The organism is Sphaerisporangium sp. NPDC049457 (assembly GCF_055586705.1).
Genome location: NZ_JBVJHR010000009.1, coordinates 231,511 through 249,931 on the forward strand (window position 1 = coordinate 231,511; position 18,421 = coordinate 249,931).

At 73.7% G+C, this 18,421-nt stretch carries 13 protein-coding genes; 2 read left to right on the forward strand and 11 right to left on the reverse strand.

Annotation, left to right across the window (positions count from 1 at the left end; all coding sequences use genetic code 11):
* Positions 1-53: 53 nt before the first annotated feature.
* From ACZ6QO_RS16510 to thrC, 5 genes are all read right to left on the reverse strand, one after another.
* Positions 54-701: a response regulator transcription factor gene (locus ACZ6QO_RS16510; protein ID WP_465851478.1), complete on the reverse strand. Its 648-nt coding sequence runs from the start codon at positions 699-701 to the stop codon at positions 54-56.
* Between the two features lie 67 nt (positions 702-768).
* A complete protein-coding gene (locus ACZ6QO_RS16515) occupies positions 769-2,061 on the reverse strand; it encodes a sensor histidine kinase (protein WP_465851480.1) in 1,293 nt (430 codons plus the stop codon).
* A gap of 269 nt (positions 2,062-2,330) precedes the next feature.
* Entirely contained in the window at positions 2,331-4,346 is a 2,016-nt protein-coding gene (gene rho, locus ACZ6QO_RS16520) for a transcription termination factor Rho (protein WP_465851481.1), read from the reverse strand.
* 451 nt (positions 4,347-4,797) lie between these two features.
* Positions 4,798-5,736, reverse strand: a complete 939-nt coding sequence (thrB, locus tag ACZ6QO_RS16525) for a homoserine kinase (RefSeq protein WP_465851483.1) — start codon at positions 5,734-5,736, stop codon at positions 4,798-4,800.
* A 104-nt stretch (positions 5,737-5,840) separates the two neighbouring features.
* Positions 5,841-6,899 carry a threonine synthase gene (gene thrC / locus ACZ6QO_RS16530; RefSeq protein ID WP_465851485.1) on the reverse strand — a complete coding sequence of 353 codons (1,059 nt, stop codon included), beginning with the start codon at positions 6,897-6,899 and terminating at the stop codon, positions 5,841-5,843.
* A 294-nt stretch (positions 6,900-7,193) separates the two neighbouring features.
* Here thrC and ACZ6QO_RS16535 point away from each other — a divergent pair, with 294 nt between their 5' ends.
* Positions 7,194-8,327 (forward strand): class I SAM-dependent methyltransferase, encoded by a 1,134-nt coding sequence (locus ACZ6QO_RS16535; RefSeq protein ID WP_465851487.1) that lies wholly within the window; start codon positions 7,194-7,196, stop codon positions 8,325-8,327.
* 69 nt (positions 8,328-8,396) lie between these two features.
* Positions 8,397-9,545, forward strand: coding sequence for a TetR/AcrR family transcriptional regulator (locus tag ACZ6QO_RS16540; RefSeq protein WP_465851489.1), 1,149 nt, complete (start codon positions 8,397-8,399; stop codon positions 9,543-9,545).
* On the opposite strand, the gene ACZ6QO_RS16545 is transcribed toward ACZ6QO_RS16540, so the two are convergent.
* The 6 genes from ACZ6QO_RS16545 to ACZ6QO_RS16570 form a co-directional block, all read right to left on the reverse strand.
* The gene (locus ACZ6QO_RS16545) at positions 9,542-11,128 is read right to left on the reverse strand and encodes a glycosyltransferase (protein WP_465851490.1); all 1,587 of its coding nucleotides are present in this window, start codon (positions 11,126-11,128) and stop codon (positions 9,542-9,544) included. The genes ACZ6QO_RS16540 and ACZ6QO_RS16545 overlap by 4 nt on opposite strands.
* Positions 11,129-11,381: 253 nt before the next feature.
* Positions 11,382-13,202, reverse strand: a complete 1,821-nt coding sequence (locus tag ACZ6QO_RS16550) for a glycosyltransferase (protein WP_465851492.1) — start codon at positions 13,200-13,202, stop codon at positions 11,382-11,384.
* Between the two features lie 163 nt (positions 13,203-13,365).
* Positions 13,366-14,514 (reverse strand): glycosyltransferase, encoded by a 1,149-nt coding sequence (locus tag ACZ6QO_RS16555; RefSeq protein ID WP_465851494.1) that lies wholly within the window; start codon positions 14,512-14,514, stop codon positions 13,366-13,368.
* 128 nt (positions 14,515-14,642) lie between these two features.
* Entirely contained in the window at positions 14,643-16,061 is a 1,419-nt protein-coding gene (locus ACZ6QO_RS16560) for a homoserine dehydrogenase (RefSeq protein WP_465851495.1), read from the reverse strand.
* On the reverse strand, positions 16,058-17,440 hold the full coding sequence (gene lysA / locus ACZ6QO_RS16565; RefSeq protein WP_465851497.1) for a diaminopimelate decarboxylase: 1,383 nt from the start codon (positions 17,438-17,440) through the stop codon (positions 16,058-16,060). The genes ACZ6QO_RS16560 and lysA overlap by 4 nt, the downstream gene beginning before the upstream one ends.
* Before the next feature lie 127 nt (positions 17,441-17,567).
* On the reverse strand, positions 17,568-18,281 hold the full coding sequence (locus ACZ6QO_RS16570; RefSeq protein ID WP_465851498.1) for an anticodon-binding protein: 714 nt from the start codon (positions 18,279-18,281) through the stop codon (positions 17,568-17,570).
* Positions 18,282-18,421 lie beyond the last annotated feature (140 nt).

Genomic DNA, 18,421 nt, shown 5'->3' on the forward strand with positions numbered 1-18,421 from the left:
GTGGTCATCGGGTGGGCAGCACGGGGCATGCGATGGGCACAGAGCGCGCGGGTTCATGTCCTGCGCAGGTAGGCCAGCACGGCGAGGACGCGGCGGTGGTCGTCGGGAGCCGGGCCGAGGCCGAGCTTGCCGAAGATGCCAGATATGTGTTTCTCGACGGCGCCCTCGCTGATGCCGAGACGCGCGGCGATCGCGTTGTTCGACCGCCCTTCGGCCATCAGCGCCAGCACCTCGGACTCCCTGGCGGTCAGGAGGTCGAGGGGGTCGTGGCTCCCCCGGCGGCTCAGCAGCTGCACCACCACCTCGGGGTCGATGACCGTCCCGCCCGCCGCCACCCGCCGGACGGCGTCGAGGAACTCCGTCACGTCGGCGACGCGCTCTTTGAGCAGGTAGCCCACCGCGGCGGCGCCCCGGCCGATGAGCTCGGTGGCGTACCGTTCCTCGACGTACTGCGACAGCACCAGCACCGGCAGGCTGGGCAGCAGCGCCCGCGCCTCCAGCGCCGCGCGGAGCCCTTCGTCGGTGTGGCTCGGCGGCATCCGCACGTCGACGACCGCGAGGTCGGGCCGGTGCGTGCGCACGGACTCGACCAGGGCGGGCCCGTCGCCCACCGCGGCGACCGTCTCGATGCCGCCGTCGCCGAGCAGCCTGACCAGGCCCTCCCGCAACAGGACGGAGTCCTCCGCGATCACCACCCGCACCCGGGCACCCCCACCCTCACGCCGTCACACGCTCGCCGCGTCGCCACCGGCCACAACGCCGATGGACTCACCACTCGCACGGTAGCGCCGCCCGGATGACGGTGGGGCCGCCGAGCGGGCTTTCGACCGCCAGCGTGCCGTCGATGGTGGCCGCGCGGTCGGCGAGCCCCGCCAGGCCGCTCCCCGGACGGGCGTGAGCGCCGCCGACGCCGTTGTCGCGGACCTCCACCACCACGCGCTGCTCCTGACGGCCCACCCAGACCGACGCCTCCGTCGCCGCCGCGTGCTTGGCGATGTTCGTGAGCGACTCGGCGACGATGAAGTACGCGATGCTCTCCACGGCCGGCGGCGGGCGGTCGGCGATGTCCACCGAGACCTGCACCCGCACCGGCGCGCGGGCGGCCAGCGCCGACAGGGCGGCGTCCAGGCCCCTGTCGGTGAGGATCGCGGGGTAGATGCCGCGCGCCAGGTCGCGCAGCTCGGTGATGGCGGCCTTGGTGCCCGCGTGGGCCTGCGCGAGCAGCGCGCGCGCCTCGTCGGGCGCCGTGTCGAACTTCGACTGGGCTCTGCCGAGGTCGAGGGCCACGGCCAGCAGGCGCTGCTGCGCGCCGTCGTGCAGGTCGCGCTCGATCCTGCGGCGTTCGGCCTCGGCGGCGTCCACGCCCCTGGCCCGGCTGGCCCTCAGGTGCTTGACCCGCGCCTCGTCGCCGGGGCCGAGCAGCGCCCCGGCCAGCATGCCGTGGATCAACGCCATGCCGCGCACCACGTACAGCGTGACGCACAAAAGCACCATGCCGCCGAGCGCCCACGGCAGCGCCTCGGGCACGCTGTCGACCAGGAGCCGGTGGCTGATCTGCGTGCGCACGCCGTACAGCATCACGACCGGCTGCGCGATCAGCTCGACGGAGGCGCTTCCCAGCACGAACGACGCGAAGGATTCGACCAGGCCGAGCGGGAGCAGCAGGAACAGGTAGCCGAGGTCCTTGTAGGTCGCCGGATCGGAGACCAGCCGGCGCAGGCCGCTCATCACGCCACCGTCCGGCCTCGGCTGGTAGGGGTCGGGGATGGTGAGGCCGAACGCCAGGCGGAGCAGCCGCCGCTCGAGCATGGCGCCGCCCCGCCAGATCAGCATGGTCAGCACCAGAAGGGGCAGCCCCACCCAGATCACCAGCAGGGCGAAGGAGACCGTCAGACCCGTCACCAGGATGACGAACCAGGTGATGCCCCAGAACATGCTGAGCAGCAGATAAGGGACGGCCCGCCAGGTCATGGGGTCGACGAGCAGCCCCAGCGGACCACGCGGGCCGAGCGGCACCCTCATCCGCAAGGGCGGACGCCTCGCCGCCGCCTCCCCAGCCATGCCGAACCCTTCCTGTCGAGCCGCGCGCGTCCCGGCCTGCCGGCCCGTACGGCAAGAGCCTGCCAAGCCCGGACGCTCCGCGCCATGGAGTCAGCCCCCGCGGCAGGATGCGGCCAGCCCCACCACCGGGCCGGCGCCGACCGGCGAACACGAAGACCGGCCCGGATGGACCCGGATGGACGCGAAAGCCCGGCCGGGCGCGGAGCGGGCGGCTCCGGCGCCGGGCCGGGCTGGTGCGTCGCGTTCGCCCCGGACGGGGCGGACCGAGCTCAGTCGCGGTCGGAGCTGACCGTGGTCTTCTGGACCTGGAGCAGGAACTCGGCGTTGGACTGCGTCTCGCGCATCTTCTCCAGCAGGAGTTCGAGCGCCTGCTGCATGTCGAGGGCGTGCAGGACGCGGCGGAGCTTCCAGACGATCTGCAACTCGTCCCTGGACATCAGGATCTCTTCCTTGCGGGTGCCGGACGCGTCGACGTCCACCGCGGGGAAGATGCGCTTGTCGGCCAGGGAGCGGTTGAGCTTGAGCTCGGCGTTGCCGGTGCCCTTGAACTCCTCGAAGATGACCTCGTCCATCTTGGAGCCGGTCTCGACCAGCGCCGTGGCGAGGATCGTCAGCGAGCCGCCGTTCTCGATGTTGCGGGCGGCGCCGAAGAACCGCTTCGGCGGGTAGAGCGCCGTGGAGTCGACACCACCGGACAGGATGCGCCCCGACGCCGGGGCCGCCAGGTTGTAGGCGCGGCCGAGGCGGGTGATGGAGTCGAGGAGCACGACCACGTCGTGGCCCAGCTCGACCAGCCGCTTGGCGCGCTCGATGGCGAGCTCGGCGACGGTGGTGTGGTCCTCGGCGGGACGGTCGAAGGTCGAGTGGATGACCTCGCCCTTCACCGACCGCTGCATGTCGGTGACCTCTTCGGGACGCTCGTCCACCAGGACGACCATCAGGTGGCACTCGGGGTTGTTCCTGGTGATCGCGTTGGCGATCGCCTGGAGCACCATCGTCTTGCCGGCCTTGGGCGGGGAGACGATGAGACCACGCTGCCCCTTGCCGATCGGCGCCACCAGGTCGATGATGCGCGTCGTCAGGATGTTGGGGTCGGTCTCCAGGCGCAGCCGCTCCTGCGGGTAGAGCGGGGTGAGCTTGGAGAAGTCGGGACGGTTGCGTCCCTGCTCGGGGTCCATGCCGTTGACGGTGTCGAGCCGCACGAGGGCGTTGAACTTCTCGCGGCGCTCGCCCTCGCGGGGCTGGCGCACCGCTCCGGTGATGACGTCGCCCTTGCGCAGGCCGTTGCGGCGGATCTGCGCGAGCGAGACGTACACGTCGTTGGAACCCGGCAGGTAGCCGCTGGTGCGGACGAACGCGTAGTTGTCCAGGATGTCGAGGATGCCGGCGATCGGGATGAGGACGTCGTCGTCGCCGATCACGGGCTCGTTGCTGTCGAAACGGTCGCGCCCGCGGCGGTTGCGCTCCCTGAACCTGCCGCGGCGGCCGCGGCGGTCGTCGTCGCCCTGCAGGTCGCGGCCCTGGTCGCGATCTCTGCCCTGGTCACGGCCCTGGTCACGCGTCTGCTCGCGGCCCTGGTCGCGGTCGCCGCGCTGCTCGCGGCCCTGGTCGCGATCTCTGCCCTGGTCACGGGACTGGTCGCGGCCCTGGTCACGGCGGCTCGAACCCTCGCCCGCGTCGGCGGCGCGCTGCTCGGGACGGGCGTTGTCGTTGCGGTTGTCGGGGCGGTTGTCGCCGCGCTCGCGACGGTCGCCACGGCCGCGGCGCTCGCCGCGCTCACGACGGGACTCGCCGCGCTCGGCGCGGCCCTCGGACTGCGGGGCCTCGACCGGCGCGGAGACGGCCGGGGCCGCGGCGACGGGAGCCTGCTCAGGGGCCGGCGTCTCGGCGACGGCGGCGCGCTCTTCGCGGGTCTCGGCGACGGTCTCGACCGGCGCCGGGCGGGAACGTTCCCGACGGGTACGGGCGGGGCGCTCGGCCACCGGCTCGGCCGTGGCCGTGGGAGCCGGAGCGGCGACAGGCTCGGCGGGGGCGGAGGTGGAGGCACCGTCAGCAGATACGCCCTGCTTCTCCTGGATGGCCGCGATGAGCTGGCTCTTGCGCATCCGTCCGGTCCCGCTGATGCCGAGGCTCGACGCGAGAGCCTGCAGCTCGGGCAGCACCATGGCCGCGAGGCCGGTGCCGGAGCGACGGCGCGGCCTGGCCGCGGCGCGGGTGGGGGTGTCGCCGGCGGCCGACGGCGCTGTGCCGGTGGCGTCGGAGAGGAGTTCGGTGGTGTCGCTCAACTAAAAGGTCCTTCCCAGGGGTCGGGCGTCGGCCACGATCAGCCAGGCGTCCCGGTGGTGCGACCCGGCGGGACAGACCGGGTCGGGCTGGACGAAGTCTCGATGTGCCGGTAAACCGGTGCGTCTAACCGGCGCGTGGCCGTCACCGTCGAGATTCGTGAGCCGTTGGGGGCCCGGGGGTCGCCCCCCGGCTGGTTACCGCCGACCAGATGTCGATGCCGATCGAACGCGCATGTCCCCGATTACGCCGCTTCTCGACACGCCAACCGGATGTGGACCAACCGGAGGCGATGAATTCGGGAAGCCCGCTGTGCGGCCTGTGTCTTGCGACGCAAGGCGCGATCCAGCGATGTATGGCTGACAAGCACGCACCCGCAATGGGGGCACCTGGTGCGGCTATCAGCCTAACATCACCAGCGCACACTGCTATTCCCTGAAGGTCGAAGATGCATCAGCGTGTCTCGGGAGATTCAACGCTCGCGCCGGACGGATCGACGTCCAATGGCTGGATGTGCCAGTCACTACCCACTTCCGACGCGATCAAATCATGGGTATCCGCCGTTCCGAACGCCAGAACCGTTGGACCGGCGCCCGAGACGACGGCGGGTACCCCTGCCACGCGGAGACGTTTTACCAGATCGGCCGTGCCAGGCATCGCAGGCGCGCGGTACGCCTGGTGCAGGCGGTCTTCGGTGGCGGCGAGCAACAGCCCGCTCTCGGGCCGCTGGGTCAGCGCCGCGATGAGCAGGGCCGCGCGTCCGGCGTTCGCCGCAGCGTCGGCATGCGGCACGTCCTTCGGCAGGAGCCCGCGCGCCGCCTCGGTGGAGAGCCGGGTTCTCGGCACGCACACCACAGGTCGGACGCCCCCATGCGGGCTCAGTTCCAGCTTATGCGGTGTTCCGGACCCGTCGCTCCATGCGATGGTCAGGCCGCCGGACAGGCACGGGGCGACGTTGTCGGGATGCCCCTCCATGCGGGTGGCCAGCTCGAAGACGTCGTCATCGGACAGCGAGGGGGCGGCGAGCGCCCGCGCGGCGAGAATGCCCGCGCAGATGGCCGCCGAGGACGAGCCGAGGCCGCGGGCGTGCGGGATGCGGTTGTGACATCGCAGCCGCAGGCGGCGCGGCTGCGGCACGCCCGCGCGGTCGAGCGCGGCGCGGAAGGCCCGGACGATCAGGTGGCCCTCGCCGGTGTCCAGCTCGCCGGCCCCTTCGCCTTCGACGTGCACCTCGACGCCCGGCAGGTCGTGCGCGACGGCCGGCGCGTCGCCGGGAAGGGAGACCTCGACCTCGTCGTACAGGGTGAGGGCGAGGCCCAGCGAGTCGAAGCCCGGCCCGAGATTCGCGCTGGTGGCGGGCACGCGGACCACGACGGTGCTGCTCGGTGACATGCGGTTCCTCAGAAAGGATGCGGTCGATCTCGGCCGATCATACGGTCGCGCCCCGCGACTCGCGCCGCGGGGCCGCCCGGTGATGTCGCGGGCCGCCGGCCCCTCTATGCGAGTTCGAGCGCGGTGGCCGCCGCGAAGGCGTCGACGGGGATGGTCAGCGGGGTGGGCGCGCCGGAGATCGCCCAGTCGGGATCTTTGAGCCCGTTGCCGGTGACGGTGCAGACGACGCGCTCGCCGGGGCGGACGAGCCCCTGCTCGCGGGCCTGCAACAGCCCCGCGACGCTCGCCGCCGAGGCGAGCTCGACGAACACGCCCTCTTCCTGGGCGAGGAGTTTGTACGCCGCGGCGATCTGGCGGTCGGTGACGGCCTGGATGGCGCCGCCGGACTCGTCGCGCGCGACCTCGGCCAGGCGCCAGGAGGCGGGGTTGCCGATGCGGATCGCCGTGGCGATCGTGTGCGGGTGGGTGACCGGGGCGCCGTCGACGATGGGCGCGGCCCCGCTGGCCTGGAAGCCGAGCATGCGCGGAGTGCGCGTGGCCACGGCGTCCGCGGCGTACTCGCGGTAGCCCATCCAGTAGGCGGAGATGTTGCCGGCGTTGCCGACCGGGATGCAGTGCACGTCGGGCGCGTCGCCGAGAGCGTCGACGATCTCGAACGCCGCGGTCTTCTGCCCCTGGAGGCGGTGGGGGTTGACCGAGTTGACCAGGGCGATGGGGTAGTTCTCCGCGAGCTTGCAGGTCATCTCAAGGCAGTCGTCGAACGAGCCGTCGACCTGCAGCAGCCTCGCGCCGTGCACGAGGGCCTGCGCCAGCTTGCCCATGGCGATCTTGCCGCGCGGCACGAGCACCGCGCAGGTCAGCCCGGCGCGGACGGCGTAGGCGGCGGCGGAGGCGCTGGTGTTGCCGGTGGAGGCGCAGATGACGGCCTTGGCGCCGTCTTCGACGGCCTTGCTGATGGCCACGGTCATGCCGCGGTCTTTGAAGCTGCCGGTGGGGTTGAGCCCCTCGACCTTGAGGTGGACCTCGCAGCCGGTGAGCGCCGAGACGCGACCGGCCGGGATCAGCGGCGTGCCGCCTTCGAGCAGGGTGACCACGGGCGTCGTCGTGGTGACGGGGAGCCGGTCACGGTATTCCTCGATCAGGCCACGCCAAGCCATCGTCACTCCTCCCGCGCCCGGCCCGGGGCGAGCGGGCGCCACAGCGCGTAACCATGAGTCCGCTACCAGCGGTGTCAGGCAACGAGTCTACGGGGGCGCGAGCCCCCGCCGCGTCTTGTGTCCACAGGCTGGACCGCCTCTCGCGGCCACCACCGTAGATACCCGGCCATGCGCGCCGAGGTGACGGCGGAAAGCCGGCAAGAAGGCATCCTTGAAGAACCAGGAAAGCTCACTGTCTCTTTAACCACTTTTGCCCCACAATTGGGGGGACGCCACCATGCCCGGAAGGAAAACGCCGCCGTGACCGCCGCGAGCTTAGTCCGGGCCGGGGACGACCACGACCGCCTGCACTGGGTCCTCGACCACCTGCCCGCCAGCCGTCCTGGACGCCCGATCTCCGTACTCGACCTGGGCTGCGCGGAAGGCGAGCTGTCGCTGCTGCTCGCCGAGCGAGGCGACCAGGTGACCGGGGTCGACCTCGCGGCCCCGCTCGTCGCCCGGGCGCGCCTGCGGGCCGAGCGGCTGCCCGCGGACATCGCCGCGCGCGTCGCGTTCACGGTCGCGGACGGGCACGGGCTGGACGGCGTTCCCGACGAGACGTTCGACGCGGCCGTGGCCGGAGAGATCCTCGACCGCGTCGGCGACCCCGTCCAGGTGCTCGAAGCCCTCCACAGGACGCTGCGCCCGGCCGCGACGCTCGTCTTCACCGTCCCCTACGGGGTGAACGAGGCCGTCCTGCGCCTCGCCCGCGCCTCCGGCAACGTCTCCAGTGACGTCTCCAGTGACGTCTCCGCCGACGAATCCGGCGGACGGGACGAGTTGCCGGCGGAGCCGGAGGACCGATCGGCGGAGCCGGACGATGCCCACCGGCGGGACGAACCCGGCGGGGACGACGCCGAGCGGCGGCGGGTCTTCTACCACGGCAGCCTGCGCCACCTGGTGGAACCGCTGTTCGAGATCCGCGAGCTGACCGTGCTGCGCCACCATCTCGCGGGCGTCGCCGTGCGCAGGGACGAGCCGCGCGGCACTCCCGGTTTCGCGCTCAGCCGGGCCGAGACCGCGTTCCTCCAGCGCGAGCGGCACCTGCACGGCGAGATCGCCGAACTGCGCGCCCTGTGCGCGGAGCTGGCCGACCGCGAGGCCGTCCTGACCCGCGCCGGGCAGGATCTGCTCGGCCGCAACGCCGCGCTGCGCGCGGAGACGACCCGTCTGGCGCATCGGGTGCGCCGGCTTGAGCACCGCCTGGGCGAGTACCGCGAACTGATCGCCCGCCTGCGCCGCTCCCGCGCGTGGCGCCTGATCACGGCCTACCGCCGTTTCCGGTACTCCTCGCTCCGCGAGACCCCGCCCGTGCCCCAGCACTCGGTGGTGATCACCGGCCCCGCCTCTCCCCCGGCCTCGCGCACCGCCCTCCCAGGCCGCTCAGAACCATGACCCCGGCCCGGCGGCACGCCGAGGTATCTTTGCTCCGCACAGACGGGCGGCGCCGCAGTGAGGAGGACGATGGGCCGGCTCACCAGAGCGCAGACTCAGGAGCGCAACCGGGCCAAGGTGCTGGCCGCCGCCAGAGACGAGTTCACCGAGCGAGGCTTCCGCGACGCCAAGATCGACGCCATCGCCGAACGGGCCGGCCTCACTCGCGGCGCGGTCTACTCCAACTTCCCCGGTAAGAGGGCCCTGTACTTCGCCGTCCTCGCCGACCTGGCGGAACGCGTGCCCGCCTCCCCGCACGCCGAGGACGGCCGCACCGCCCGCGAGGCGCTCAGCGCGTTCGCCCGCGCCTGGCTCACCCGGCTGCCGCTCACCACGGACGAGCGGCCCGGCTCGGCCCGGCTCGGCATGGACCTCATGTCCGAGATCATGGTCGACGAGCGCACCCGACGCCCGTTCGCGCAGTTGATGAAGCTCGACGCGTTGCTGCTCGGGCTCGCCCTCGAACGGCTGCGCCCGCCCGCGGCGTCCGCCGAGCGCCTGGTGCGCGTGGCCGAGTCCGTCCTCACCGCCTTGCACGGCGCGACGCAGCTCGACGCCGCCGCGCCCGGCTTCGTCGAGCCCTTCGACGTCGTCGGTGTCTGCGAGCACCTGGCGGGCCTCGACCTGGGCGATGTGTGGCGGCCTCCGCACATCCCGTTCATCCCGCAGGCGCGCCCCGCCGACGAGCCGTGGTCGCCGCCGCCCGCCATGGACGCCGTCCGGGACGAACCGGCGGACCTCACGGCCGACGGCGTGGTGGCGATCCTCGGGCTGCACCGGCTCGAAGCCGCCGAGGAGGCCGTCCGGGCGGCGCCGCCCGGCTCCGCGGTCACCGCCGTCCTGGTCACCGCCGACCCCGGCGAGCTGGCCCCGCTGGCCCGGCTGACCGTCGCCGAGCTGCGCGCCTGCCTGCGCCGCGCCTTCCCGCCGCCGGCGTGGCCCCGCCTGCGGGTGGTGCACGACGAGTCGGGCGTCCTGGCCGCGGCGGCCGGCGTGCCCGCGGTCAGCGACGAGACCGAGGTGGCGGTCCGCGTCGCGTCCGGCCGCGTCCGCGCCAGGGCCGACGGCCGCGGCGCGTGCCACGCGGTCGCCTCGGCCGCCGTCACCGGCTCGCCTTCGTCCGGCCCGTCACGCGGCGGCGCGCCGACCGCGGAGAGCCAGGAGAGCCGGCGGAACTAGCGGCCCCGCAGCGCCGTGCGCAGCCGCTTGACCAGCTTCCCCGCCGGCACGGCCCCGGCCGGCTCGCCCGCGGGCGCGCGTTCGCCCTCGACGGGCTCGCGTTCGGTCCTGGGCGCGCGTCCGGCACCGGCGGCCTCGTGGCCGGTCCCGGCGGGCGGGGGTGCGGTCTCTGCGGGCGCGCGTTCGGCCTTGCGGTCCGGGGGCCAGAACTTGGCGGCGGGAGCCCGGCTAACGCCGTGGGTCCGCTCGATCACCTCGGCGAGGTCCTCGCCGGGAACGGCGAGCAGGCGGGCGCGGTTGACGGCGTCGGTGCGCTCCATGCGCGCCGTGCGGCCGTCGGGGAACTCCACGACGAGCAGCCCCGAGCGTTCCTCGTTCATCATCCTGATCATGACTTCCAGCGAGCGGCGGTGCAGCGGCACGTCCACCGGCCCGGTGTAGCGGAACGGGACGGGCGCGAGGTCGGGTGATGCCGCCGGGGCGAGGAGCACGCCCTCGTCGTACCGGAACTGCTCGCGGATCAGCCGCAGTTCGAGACGCGGGTCGTCGAGCACGCCGTGGCGGCCGTCGGTCAGCAGGTCCCACGGCGCGACCAGCGTCACCCGCACGTCCGGCAGGCTCCCGCCGAGCGCGGCGGCCACGACGGCCCGCACCTGCGGCTCAGGGCGGCCGTCCACCTCCAGGACGACCTCGACGTAGGGCACGAGCCAGCGCCTGCCGGGCTCCTTGCGCAGGTCGCGGCGCAGCGGGACGCGCTGCGCGAGGTAGGGGGCCACGACGCGGACGGTCGCGTCGGTGTCGACGCGCTGGGCGGGCAACCCCAGGTGGACGGCGCGCGCCTGCGCGTCGGGCACGAACACGGCGCCGCTCATGGCGAGCCGGTAGGCGAACTCGGTGTCCTCGCCCCTGAGCACCCGCGCGTCGAAGCCGCCGACCCGCTCGAACAGCTCGCGCCGGAAGGACACGGTGGGGCCCGTGCAGACGTGGTAGGGGTTCTTGCTGGCGCGCAGGCCGTCCAGCCGCCTGATCGTCGCCTCCGTGGAGCTCGGGACGGCGTTCGCGAGGTCGAAGAGCGTGTCGAACGCCCCGTCGCGCACGGCGGCGCGCACCTGCGCGGCGGTGAGCGCCGGCTCGTCGAGGAAGACCTTGGCGCCGATGGTGACCACATAGTCGGTGAGGTGGTGCCAGCGCATGAGCGCCTCGATGTGCTCGCGGCAGATCACCATGTCGGAGTCGAGGCGCTGGAGAACCTCGCCCTCGGCCAGGCGCGCGCCGGTGTTGAGCGCGTGCGCGATGCCCCATCCCCCGGGCGCGCCGCGTACCAGGCGGGTGTTCTCCGGCCGGATGTCGGGCAGGCGCAGCGGCGGCTCGCTGCCGTCGTCCACGACGACGGCCTCCATCAGGCCGGACGGGTAGGACTGCGCGGCCAGGGCGGCGAGTGTCAGGTCGAGCCGGTGCTGGCCCCCGTACGCGGGGATGACCACGCTCACGGGCAGGGACGGGGTCCACGTGCCGAGCGGCGGTGGCGTGAGGGGGGAGTAGTCGTTGTGCCGGATCCTCGGCCGGTCGCCCGCGCCGGTCATGCGCGCGGGGCCTTCGCCGCCGGGTGCCTGCCGCCCGCCGGCATGGGTCGCGCCGGGCTCCTCCGTGGAGAGGCGGTCACGATGATCGCTCCTTAGTCGGGTTCCGTTCGCCGCCGGGCCGACCCTATACAAGGAAGCTGGGAGCTTCATGAGAGGCCCGGGACGCCGCCGCCCTCTGACCTGCCCCGCTCACACCGATCATGCACATCCGCCCGGGCCGCGATCCCCGCCGCCGGACGCCGCTCGCCCGCCGTCAGGCGCCGCTCGCCGGGTCCGCGTCGGCCGGGGGGCCGCCGGACGCCGGGCCGTTGACCGGCTCGCTGGGGGCCGGGCCGCCGCGCCGCACGGAGATCCGCTTGATCATGGTGCGCAGCCGGCTCGCCTTGAGCCGGCCCACCTCCCGGCGCAGCCCGCCGACCTCGCGGCGCAGGTCGACGGCGCTCTTGCGCCAGCGTCCCGCCTCGTCCCGCCACTTGCCGACCTGGCCGCGCAGCCGCTCGACCTCCTTGGTGAGCTTGGCCACCTCGGCCTCGGACTCCAGCCGGGCGCGATAGGCCATCCGGCGCCCTTTGACGGGCATCGCGCGCGCGGCGGGCACGAAGCCGAGCGTCTCGCCGTCGATCCACAGCACGCCGTAGACCTCGTCCACCACGTCGTCGATCGCGTCGTCGCCCGCGACACCGCCGACGACACCACCGACGACACCGCTCGCGGCGCCGGCCGTCCCGGGGGACGCCGACGAGGCGAGGATGAGGGCGGCACGGGCGAACGCGGCGCGGCGTTCCAGCCGGGCGGCGGCCAGCCCCTCGGGGGACTCGGCGAGCAGGACGCCGACCAGCCCGTGCCCGTCGTCCACCGCCAGGTCCAGCAGCTTGGCCAGGGTGTCCTCCTCGGGCACCCACCCGGCGGGCAGGCGCAGCCGGAACGGCGCCACCCGCTCGGCGGCGGCCGGCGAGAACCGCACCCGGCCCTCGTGCGCGTAGTGTCCCCGGATCAGCGTCAGGTCGAGAAGGGGGTCGGTGAGCGGCGCTCGGCGCTCGGGCACGAGCGTGTCCCACGGGCCGGTGAGCAGCACCGACACGTCGGGCACCGTGCCGGCCAGCACGGCGTCCACGGTGGCGCGGGTGTCCTCGTACCCGGCGGCCTCGACCACGACCTCCAGGTACGGCACCTTCCACTGGCGGGACGGGTGCGCGCGGAGCCAGCGGTACTGCGGGATGCGGTCGCCGATCAGGGCGTGGCTGACCCGGTCGATGGGCTGCTTGTCGCGCATGCGCATGGACGGGCCCAGGTGGAAGCCGCGGGCGAGCGGCTCAGGGACGAACACGGCTCCGGCCTGCGCCAGGCGGTAGCCCATCTCGGTGTCCTGGCCGAGGATCAGCTCGTCGTCCATGGGGCCGGCCGCCTCGATGAGCCGGCGGCCGACGGAGGTCGCCCCGCCGACGTGCAGGCTGAAGGCCCTGCCGGGGTTGGCGGTGAGCCCGTCGGTGCGCCGCACCAGGTCGACCAGCCACTCGTGCGGCTCGGCCGGCTCGAACAGGCCGCCCAGGTCGGCGGTGGCCCTGACAACCTCGGGATCCGGCAGCGGGGCCGCGGTGAACCGCAGGTAGCTGGTCACGACCAGGTAGGGGGCGAGGTGGTGCCAGCGCATGTGCGCCTCGACCTCGTGCCGGTCGGCGACCACGTCGGAGTCGAGCCAGTGGACGACGTCGCCGGTGACGGCCGCCAGCCCGGCGTTGCGGGCGTTCGCGCGGCCGGGGACGTCGCAGACGATCAGCCGGGTGGCGGCGGGACGGATGGCGGGCAGCCGCAGCGGCGGGCTGCTGCCGTTGTCCACGACGACGACCTCGATGAGATCGGCGGGGTAGGTCTGCGCGGCCAGGCCGGCGAGGACGAGGTCGAGCTTGTCCTGGCCGTTGTAGGCGGGGACGACGACGCTCACCCGCAGGCTGGGCGTCCAGGCGCCGAGCGCGGGCGGGTCGAGCACGGTGTAGTCGTTGCCGCGGATCGGCCGGACCCGGGGGCCGCCCGGCGCGGGCGCCGTGTCGTCGGGTCGCAGGATCTGGCCGCTCATGGGGTTCCCGGGATTCGGCGGGGCACGAGGCCGGAGGAGCAGGTCATGGGATCTCCCCGGCCTGGCGCGGGCACGGGTCCGCCGGGGCGAGGCGCGAGGCCGGAAAGGCAGGTCAGGGGATCTCCCCGGCCTGGCGGGGGCACGGGTCTTGCGGGGCGGCGGGTCACACCGTCTCCAGGATGAGGCTCGGCCGGAAGCCGCGCCACTGGTTGGTCGCGACGCGCAGGAAGTGCGCGAGAGGCAGCTGCCAGGTGTGGCCGGCCGCGAGCGAGCGGCGCAGGACGTACCCGAGCCCCTGGGTGCGGTAGATGCGGGCTCCGGCGGCGTGGGCCGTCTTGAGGAGCTGGGCGTCCACTCCCCGCGACACCCCCTCGAACCCGCCTATTTCCTGGTATTTCTCACGAGCGAGGAAGATGGTACCGCCGGCCACGTGATCGGACCAGATCTCGCTGGTGTAGTCGGTGCGGCGCACCGTGACGTTCAGCGGCTCAAGGTAGAAGAACTCGGCGGCGGTGCCCACGATGTCGGCCCCGCTGTACGCGCGCGCCATGACCAGGTCGGCCAGGTGTTCAGGGGAGTACCAGTCGTCGTCGTCCCATTTGGCGATGTCGTCGCCGCCCGCCCTGGCCGCCGCCTCGTGGAGCACCTGGCCGAACGGCGTGGCCTCGTCGGCCTCGACCACGGTCAGCGGCAGCGGGAAGCCGGCGACGGCGCGGCGCACGTCCGGGTGGTCGGCCGGGACGCCGTGCAGGCCGAGGACGACCTCGACGTCGACATGGCGCTGCCGCGCGATCTGCGCGAGCGCCGACCCGAGCAGGCCGGGCCGCTTGCTGGACATCACGACGCTGATCTTGGGCGTCGCCGGGGCGCCGGCGCTGCGCGGGGAGGGCCGGACGCGCAGGACGTGGCGGCGGAGCCGCAGGCTGTGCTCCTCCCTGCGCAGGTCGCTCACCGAACGGACCGACTGCTCGCGCGGGCCGGGCGCCCAGGACGCGAGCAGCCCGGCGAGGTCGGGGTCGGCCTCCTTCACCCAGGCGGGCGCGTCGTCCGCGTGGACGGGGACCCCGGCCGCGGCCAGGGCGTGGACGGCCTCCAGCACCCCCGCGGCGGGCGCGGCGCCGGTGCCGCCGGACTCGGGCCAGCGCACGCGCAGGCCCTCCAGGGGACGCAGCGGCACGATGTCGGCGGCGGTCAGCGGCAGGCTCGCGGCCTGGCCGGCGAGCAGCGGCCGGTCGCCCTGGAAGGACAACTCGGCCGGGCCGGCCGTCGGCGTCCGCGTGTAGCCGAGCGGTGTCGGGTCGCCCTCTGCCAACGCCTCACCTTTCACTACCGGCCCGCCGGGGGCGGCGGGGGAAGACGCCCCAGGGCACGCCGGGCCGGGGCGCCGCAAGCCCGGGACCTGCGAGATCGCGCGGGGGCGACGCTCCGGGCGTGCCCGGGTCAGGGCGTGTCGTCGCCCTCGACGCGCATCACGCTCGTCACGCCTCTGACGATGTCGAGCTCGCGCAGCCCGTCTATTGTGGCCGAAAGCGCGGCGTCGCTGGCCCGGTGGGAGACCAGGACGAGCTGGGCGTCGTCGCCGTGGCCCTCCTGGCGCACGGTCTGGATCGACACGTCGTGCTTGGCGAACATGTCGGCGACCGTGGCGAGCACGCCCGGCTTGTCGGCGACGTCCAGCGACACGTGGTAGCGGGTGACCGTCTCGCCCATCGGGTGCACGGGCAGGTCGGCGTAGGTGGACGCCTGCGGGCCGTGGGTGCCCGCGATACGGTTGCGGGCCACGGCCACGAGATCGCCGAGCACCGCCGAGGCGGTGGGGGCGCCGCCCGCGCCCTTGCCGTAGAACATGAGCTGCCCGGCGGACTGGGCCTCCACGAACACCGCGTTGTACGCCTCGCGGACCCCGGCCAGCGGGTGGCTCCTCGGGATCATCGCGGGATGGACCCGCACGCCGACCGAGCGGCCGTCGTCGGACCGGGCGCAGATCGCCAGCAGCTTGATGACGTACCCCATGGCCTTGGCGCTGGCCACGTCGGTCGCGGTGATCTCGGTGATGCCCTCGCGGTGCACGTCGGCGGCGGTCACCCGGCTGTGGAAGGCCAGCTCGGCGAGGATGGCGGCCTTGGCGGCGGCGTCGAAGCCCTCGACGTCGGCGGTCGGGTCGGCCTCGGCGTACCCGAGCGACTGCGCCTCGTCGAGCGCGTCGGTGAACGAGGCGCCCGTGGAGTCCATCTTGTCGAGGATGTAGTTGGTGGTGCCGTTGACGATGCCGAGCACGCGGTGGACATGGTCGCCGGCCATCGACTCGCGCAGCGGGCGGAGCAGCGGGATCGCCCCGGCCACGCTGGCCTCGTAGTACAGGTCGACGCCGTGCCGCTTGGCGGTGCCGTGGACCGTGGCGCCGTCCTCGGCCAGCAGGGCCTTGTTGGCGGTGACGATCGACTTGCCGCCGGCCATGGCGGCGAGCATGAGCGAGCGCGCCGGCTCGATGCCGCCGATCACCTCGATGACGATGTCGATGTCGTCCCTGGTGACCAGGGCCTCGGCGTCGGTGGTCAGCAGGGCGGGGTCGACGTCGCCGTCGCGCTTGCGGGCGAGACGGCGGACCGCGACGCCCGCCAGTTCGAGCGGGGCCCCGACGCGGGCGGCGAGGTCGTCGGCCTGCTCGCGCATCAGCCGCACCACCTGCGAGCCGACGACGCCGCAGCCGAGCAGCGCGACCTTCAGCGGCTTCGGCCGCTCGGGGTCGCCCGCCCTCTCGTGCCTGCCCCGCGGCTGCGCGGCGGGCGCGGCGGACGCCGCCTGCTCGCCGTCGCCGGGCGCGGGCGCCTGCGGCCCCTCGGGCAGGACCGGTTTCATACTTGCCCCCTCAGCAGGTCGTCCTCGGTCTCCCTGTGCACGATGACGCGTGACTTGCCGTCCTTGACCGCCACCACGGCGGGCTTGAGAAGGTAGTTGTAGTTGTGCGCGAGCGACCGGCAGTACGCGCCGGTGGACGGCACGACGAGCAGGTCGCCGGGGGTGATGTCGCCCGGCAGCCACACGTCGCGCACCACGATGTCGCCGCTCTCGCAGTGCTTGCCCACCACGCGCGACAGCGTGGGCCTGGCTTCGCTGACCCGCGAGCCGAGCACGCAGGTGTACTCGGCGCCGTACAGGGCGGTGCGCAGGTTGTCGCTCATGCCGCCGTCGACGCTGACGTAGGACCGCAGCCCCTCGACGTCCTTGACCGTGCCGACCTCGTAGACCGTCACGCCGCCGGGACCGGCGATGGCGCGGCCGGGCTCGACGGTGAGCCGGGGGACGGGCAGGCCGGCGTCCTCGCAGACCCTGCCGATGATCATGCGCAGGCTGTCGGCGATCTCCTTGATGTCGGGCGGGTCGTCGCCGTCGACGTAGGCGATGCCGTACCCGCCGCCGAGGTCGAGCTCGGGGAGGACGACGCCGTGTTCCTCCTTGATCTGCGTCAGCAGGATGGCCAGGCGCCGGGCCGCCACCTCGAAGCCCGCCGTGTCGAAGATCTGCGAGCCGATGTGGGAGTGCAGGCCGACCAGTTCGAGCTGCGGCAGCGCGAGGATGCGCCGGACGGCCTCGGCCGCCGCGCCGCTGTTGAGCGACAGGCCGAACTTCTGGTCGTCGTGGGCCGTGGCGATGAACTCGTGCGTGTGCGCCTCGACGCCCGTGGTGACCCGGATCTGGATCTTGGGTCGCACGCCCAGCTTGTCGGCGAGGTAGCCCACGCGGGCGATCTCCTGGAAGGAGTCGACCACGATGTGGCCGACGCCGGCCGCAAGGGCCCGTTCGAGCTCGGCGTAGGACTTGTTGTTGCCGTGCAGGGCCATGCGCTCGGGCGGGAACCCGACGCTCAGGGCCACGGCCAGCTCGCCGCCGCTGCAGACGTCCAGGCCCAGGCCCTCTTGGTCGACCCAGCGGGCGACCTCCTTGCACAGGAAGGCCTTGCCGGCGTAGTAGACGTCGTCGCCCTGGAAGGCGGCCTTGTAGTCTCGACACCGGGAGCGGAAGTCGTCCTCGTCCACGACGTAGAGAGGCGTGCCGTACTCGCGGGCCAGGTCACGGACGTCCACGCCGGCGATCGTGACGGCGCCGTCCACCCTGCCGGACGTTCGCGGCCAGATGGTGGGGACGAGCGTGTTGAGGTCGGCCGGGGCCTGAGGAGGGCGCTCATCGGGCAGCACCTCGGCGTGCCGGTCACCGGCGGGATGGGCGAATCGACTCACCCGAACGAGGCTATCCGACCCTGTGATCCCGCCGCGCCCTATGCCCACCTGGCGAGACGGCGATAAGGAAGATCTTCCGAACGGCAGGCCGGATGGCGCACCACTTCCTGCCGTTTGCCGCTTTTAGTCATATTTTCCCGGGCGGGGTCTGCCCGAGTTCGGTCAGCCCCTCCCCGAGCACCTTGCGCACGGCCCGCGCCATCCACAGGCGCGCCACATGGGTGCCGGTCGGCGCCCGGTCACCCTTGGGGATCGCCGGGGCGTGCTCGAACGCGTCGTGGTAGGCCTCGGCCAGCCGCTCCAGGTACGCCGGCCGCCCGGAGTCGCGGCCCGCCCGCCTGCTCGGCAGCTCGGCCAGCACCCGCAGCACGGCCCGGTCACACGGATCATCGAGCAGCTCCCCCTGGAAACCCCACATCTCCCCGGCCGTCCCCAGACCTGCCAGGCCGAGGTCGCGGGCCCAGCGCTGGACGGCGCCGGCCCGCACGTAGGCGTATCGCACCACGAAGCCGGGATTGCTCCAGGTGCGCGGCCGGTCGGGCCACGGCGGCGCCTGCCGTCCATGCGGCGCCGACGGCGGCGCCGGCCTCGGCGGCTCGGCCAGGATCTCGGGGACGATCTCACCGGGCACCGCCACCTCGATCACCAGGAAGCCGTTCGGCCGCACCTCGACCGCCCGCACCCCCGGCACGGCGCGCAGTCGTCCGGCCAGCTCCTCGGCCACCTCGCGCGCGGGCCCGCCCGCCCGCCGCAGCGCGGCCGTCGAGACGTACACGGCGTCCCGATCCCAGGACCCCTCGGGCACGGGAGCGGAGCCGAGGACGGCGCGCAGTGCCTCCACGACCACCCCCAACGACCAGACCGACTCCCCTGCCCGCGTCAGCCGCGCGCAGGGCTCAGGCTACGGGGCTCGCTCCCGCGCTCGCCTCCATGGCCGCCGGCGCGGCGACGGCGCGGCGACGGCGGGCGTTCGCGTTCGGC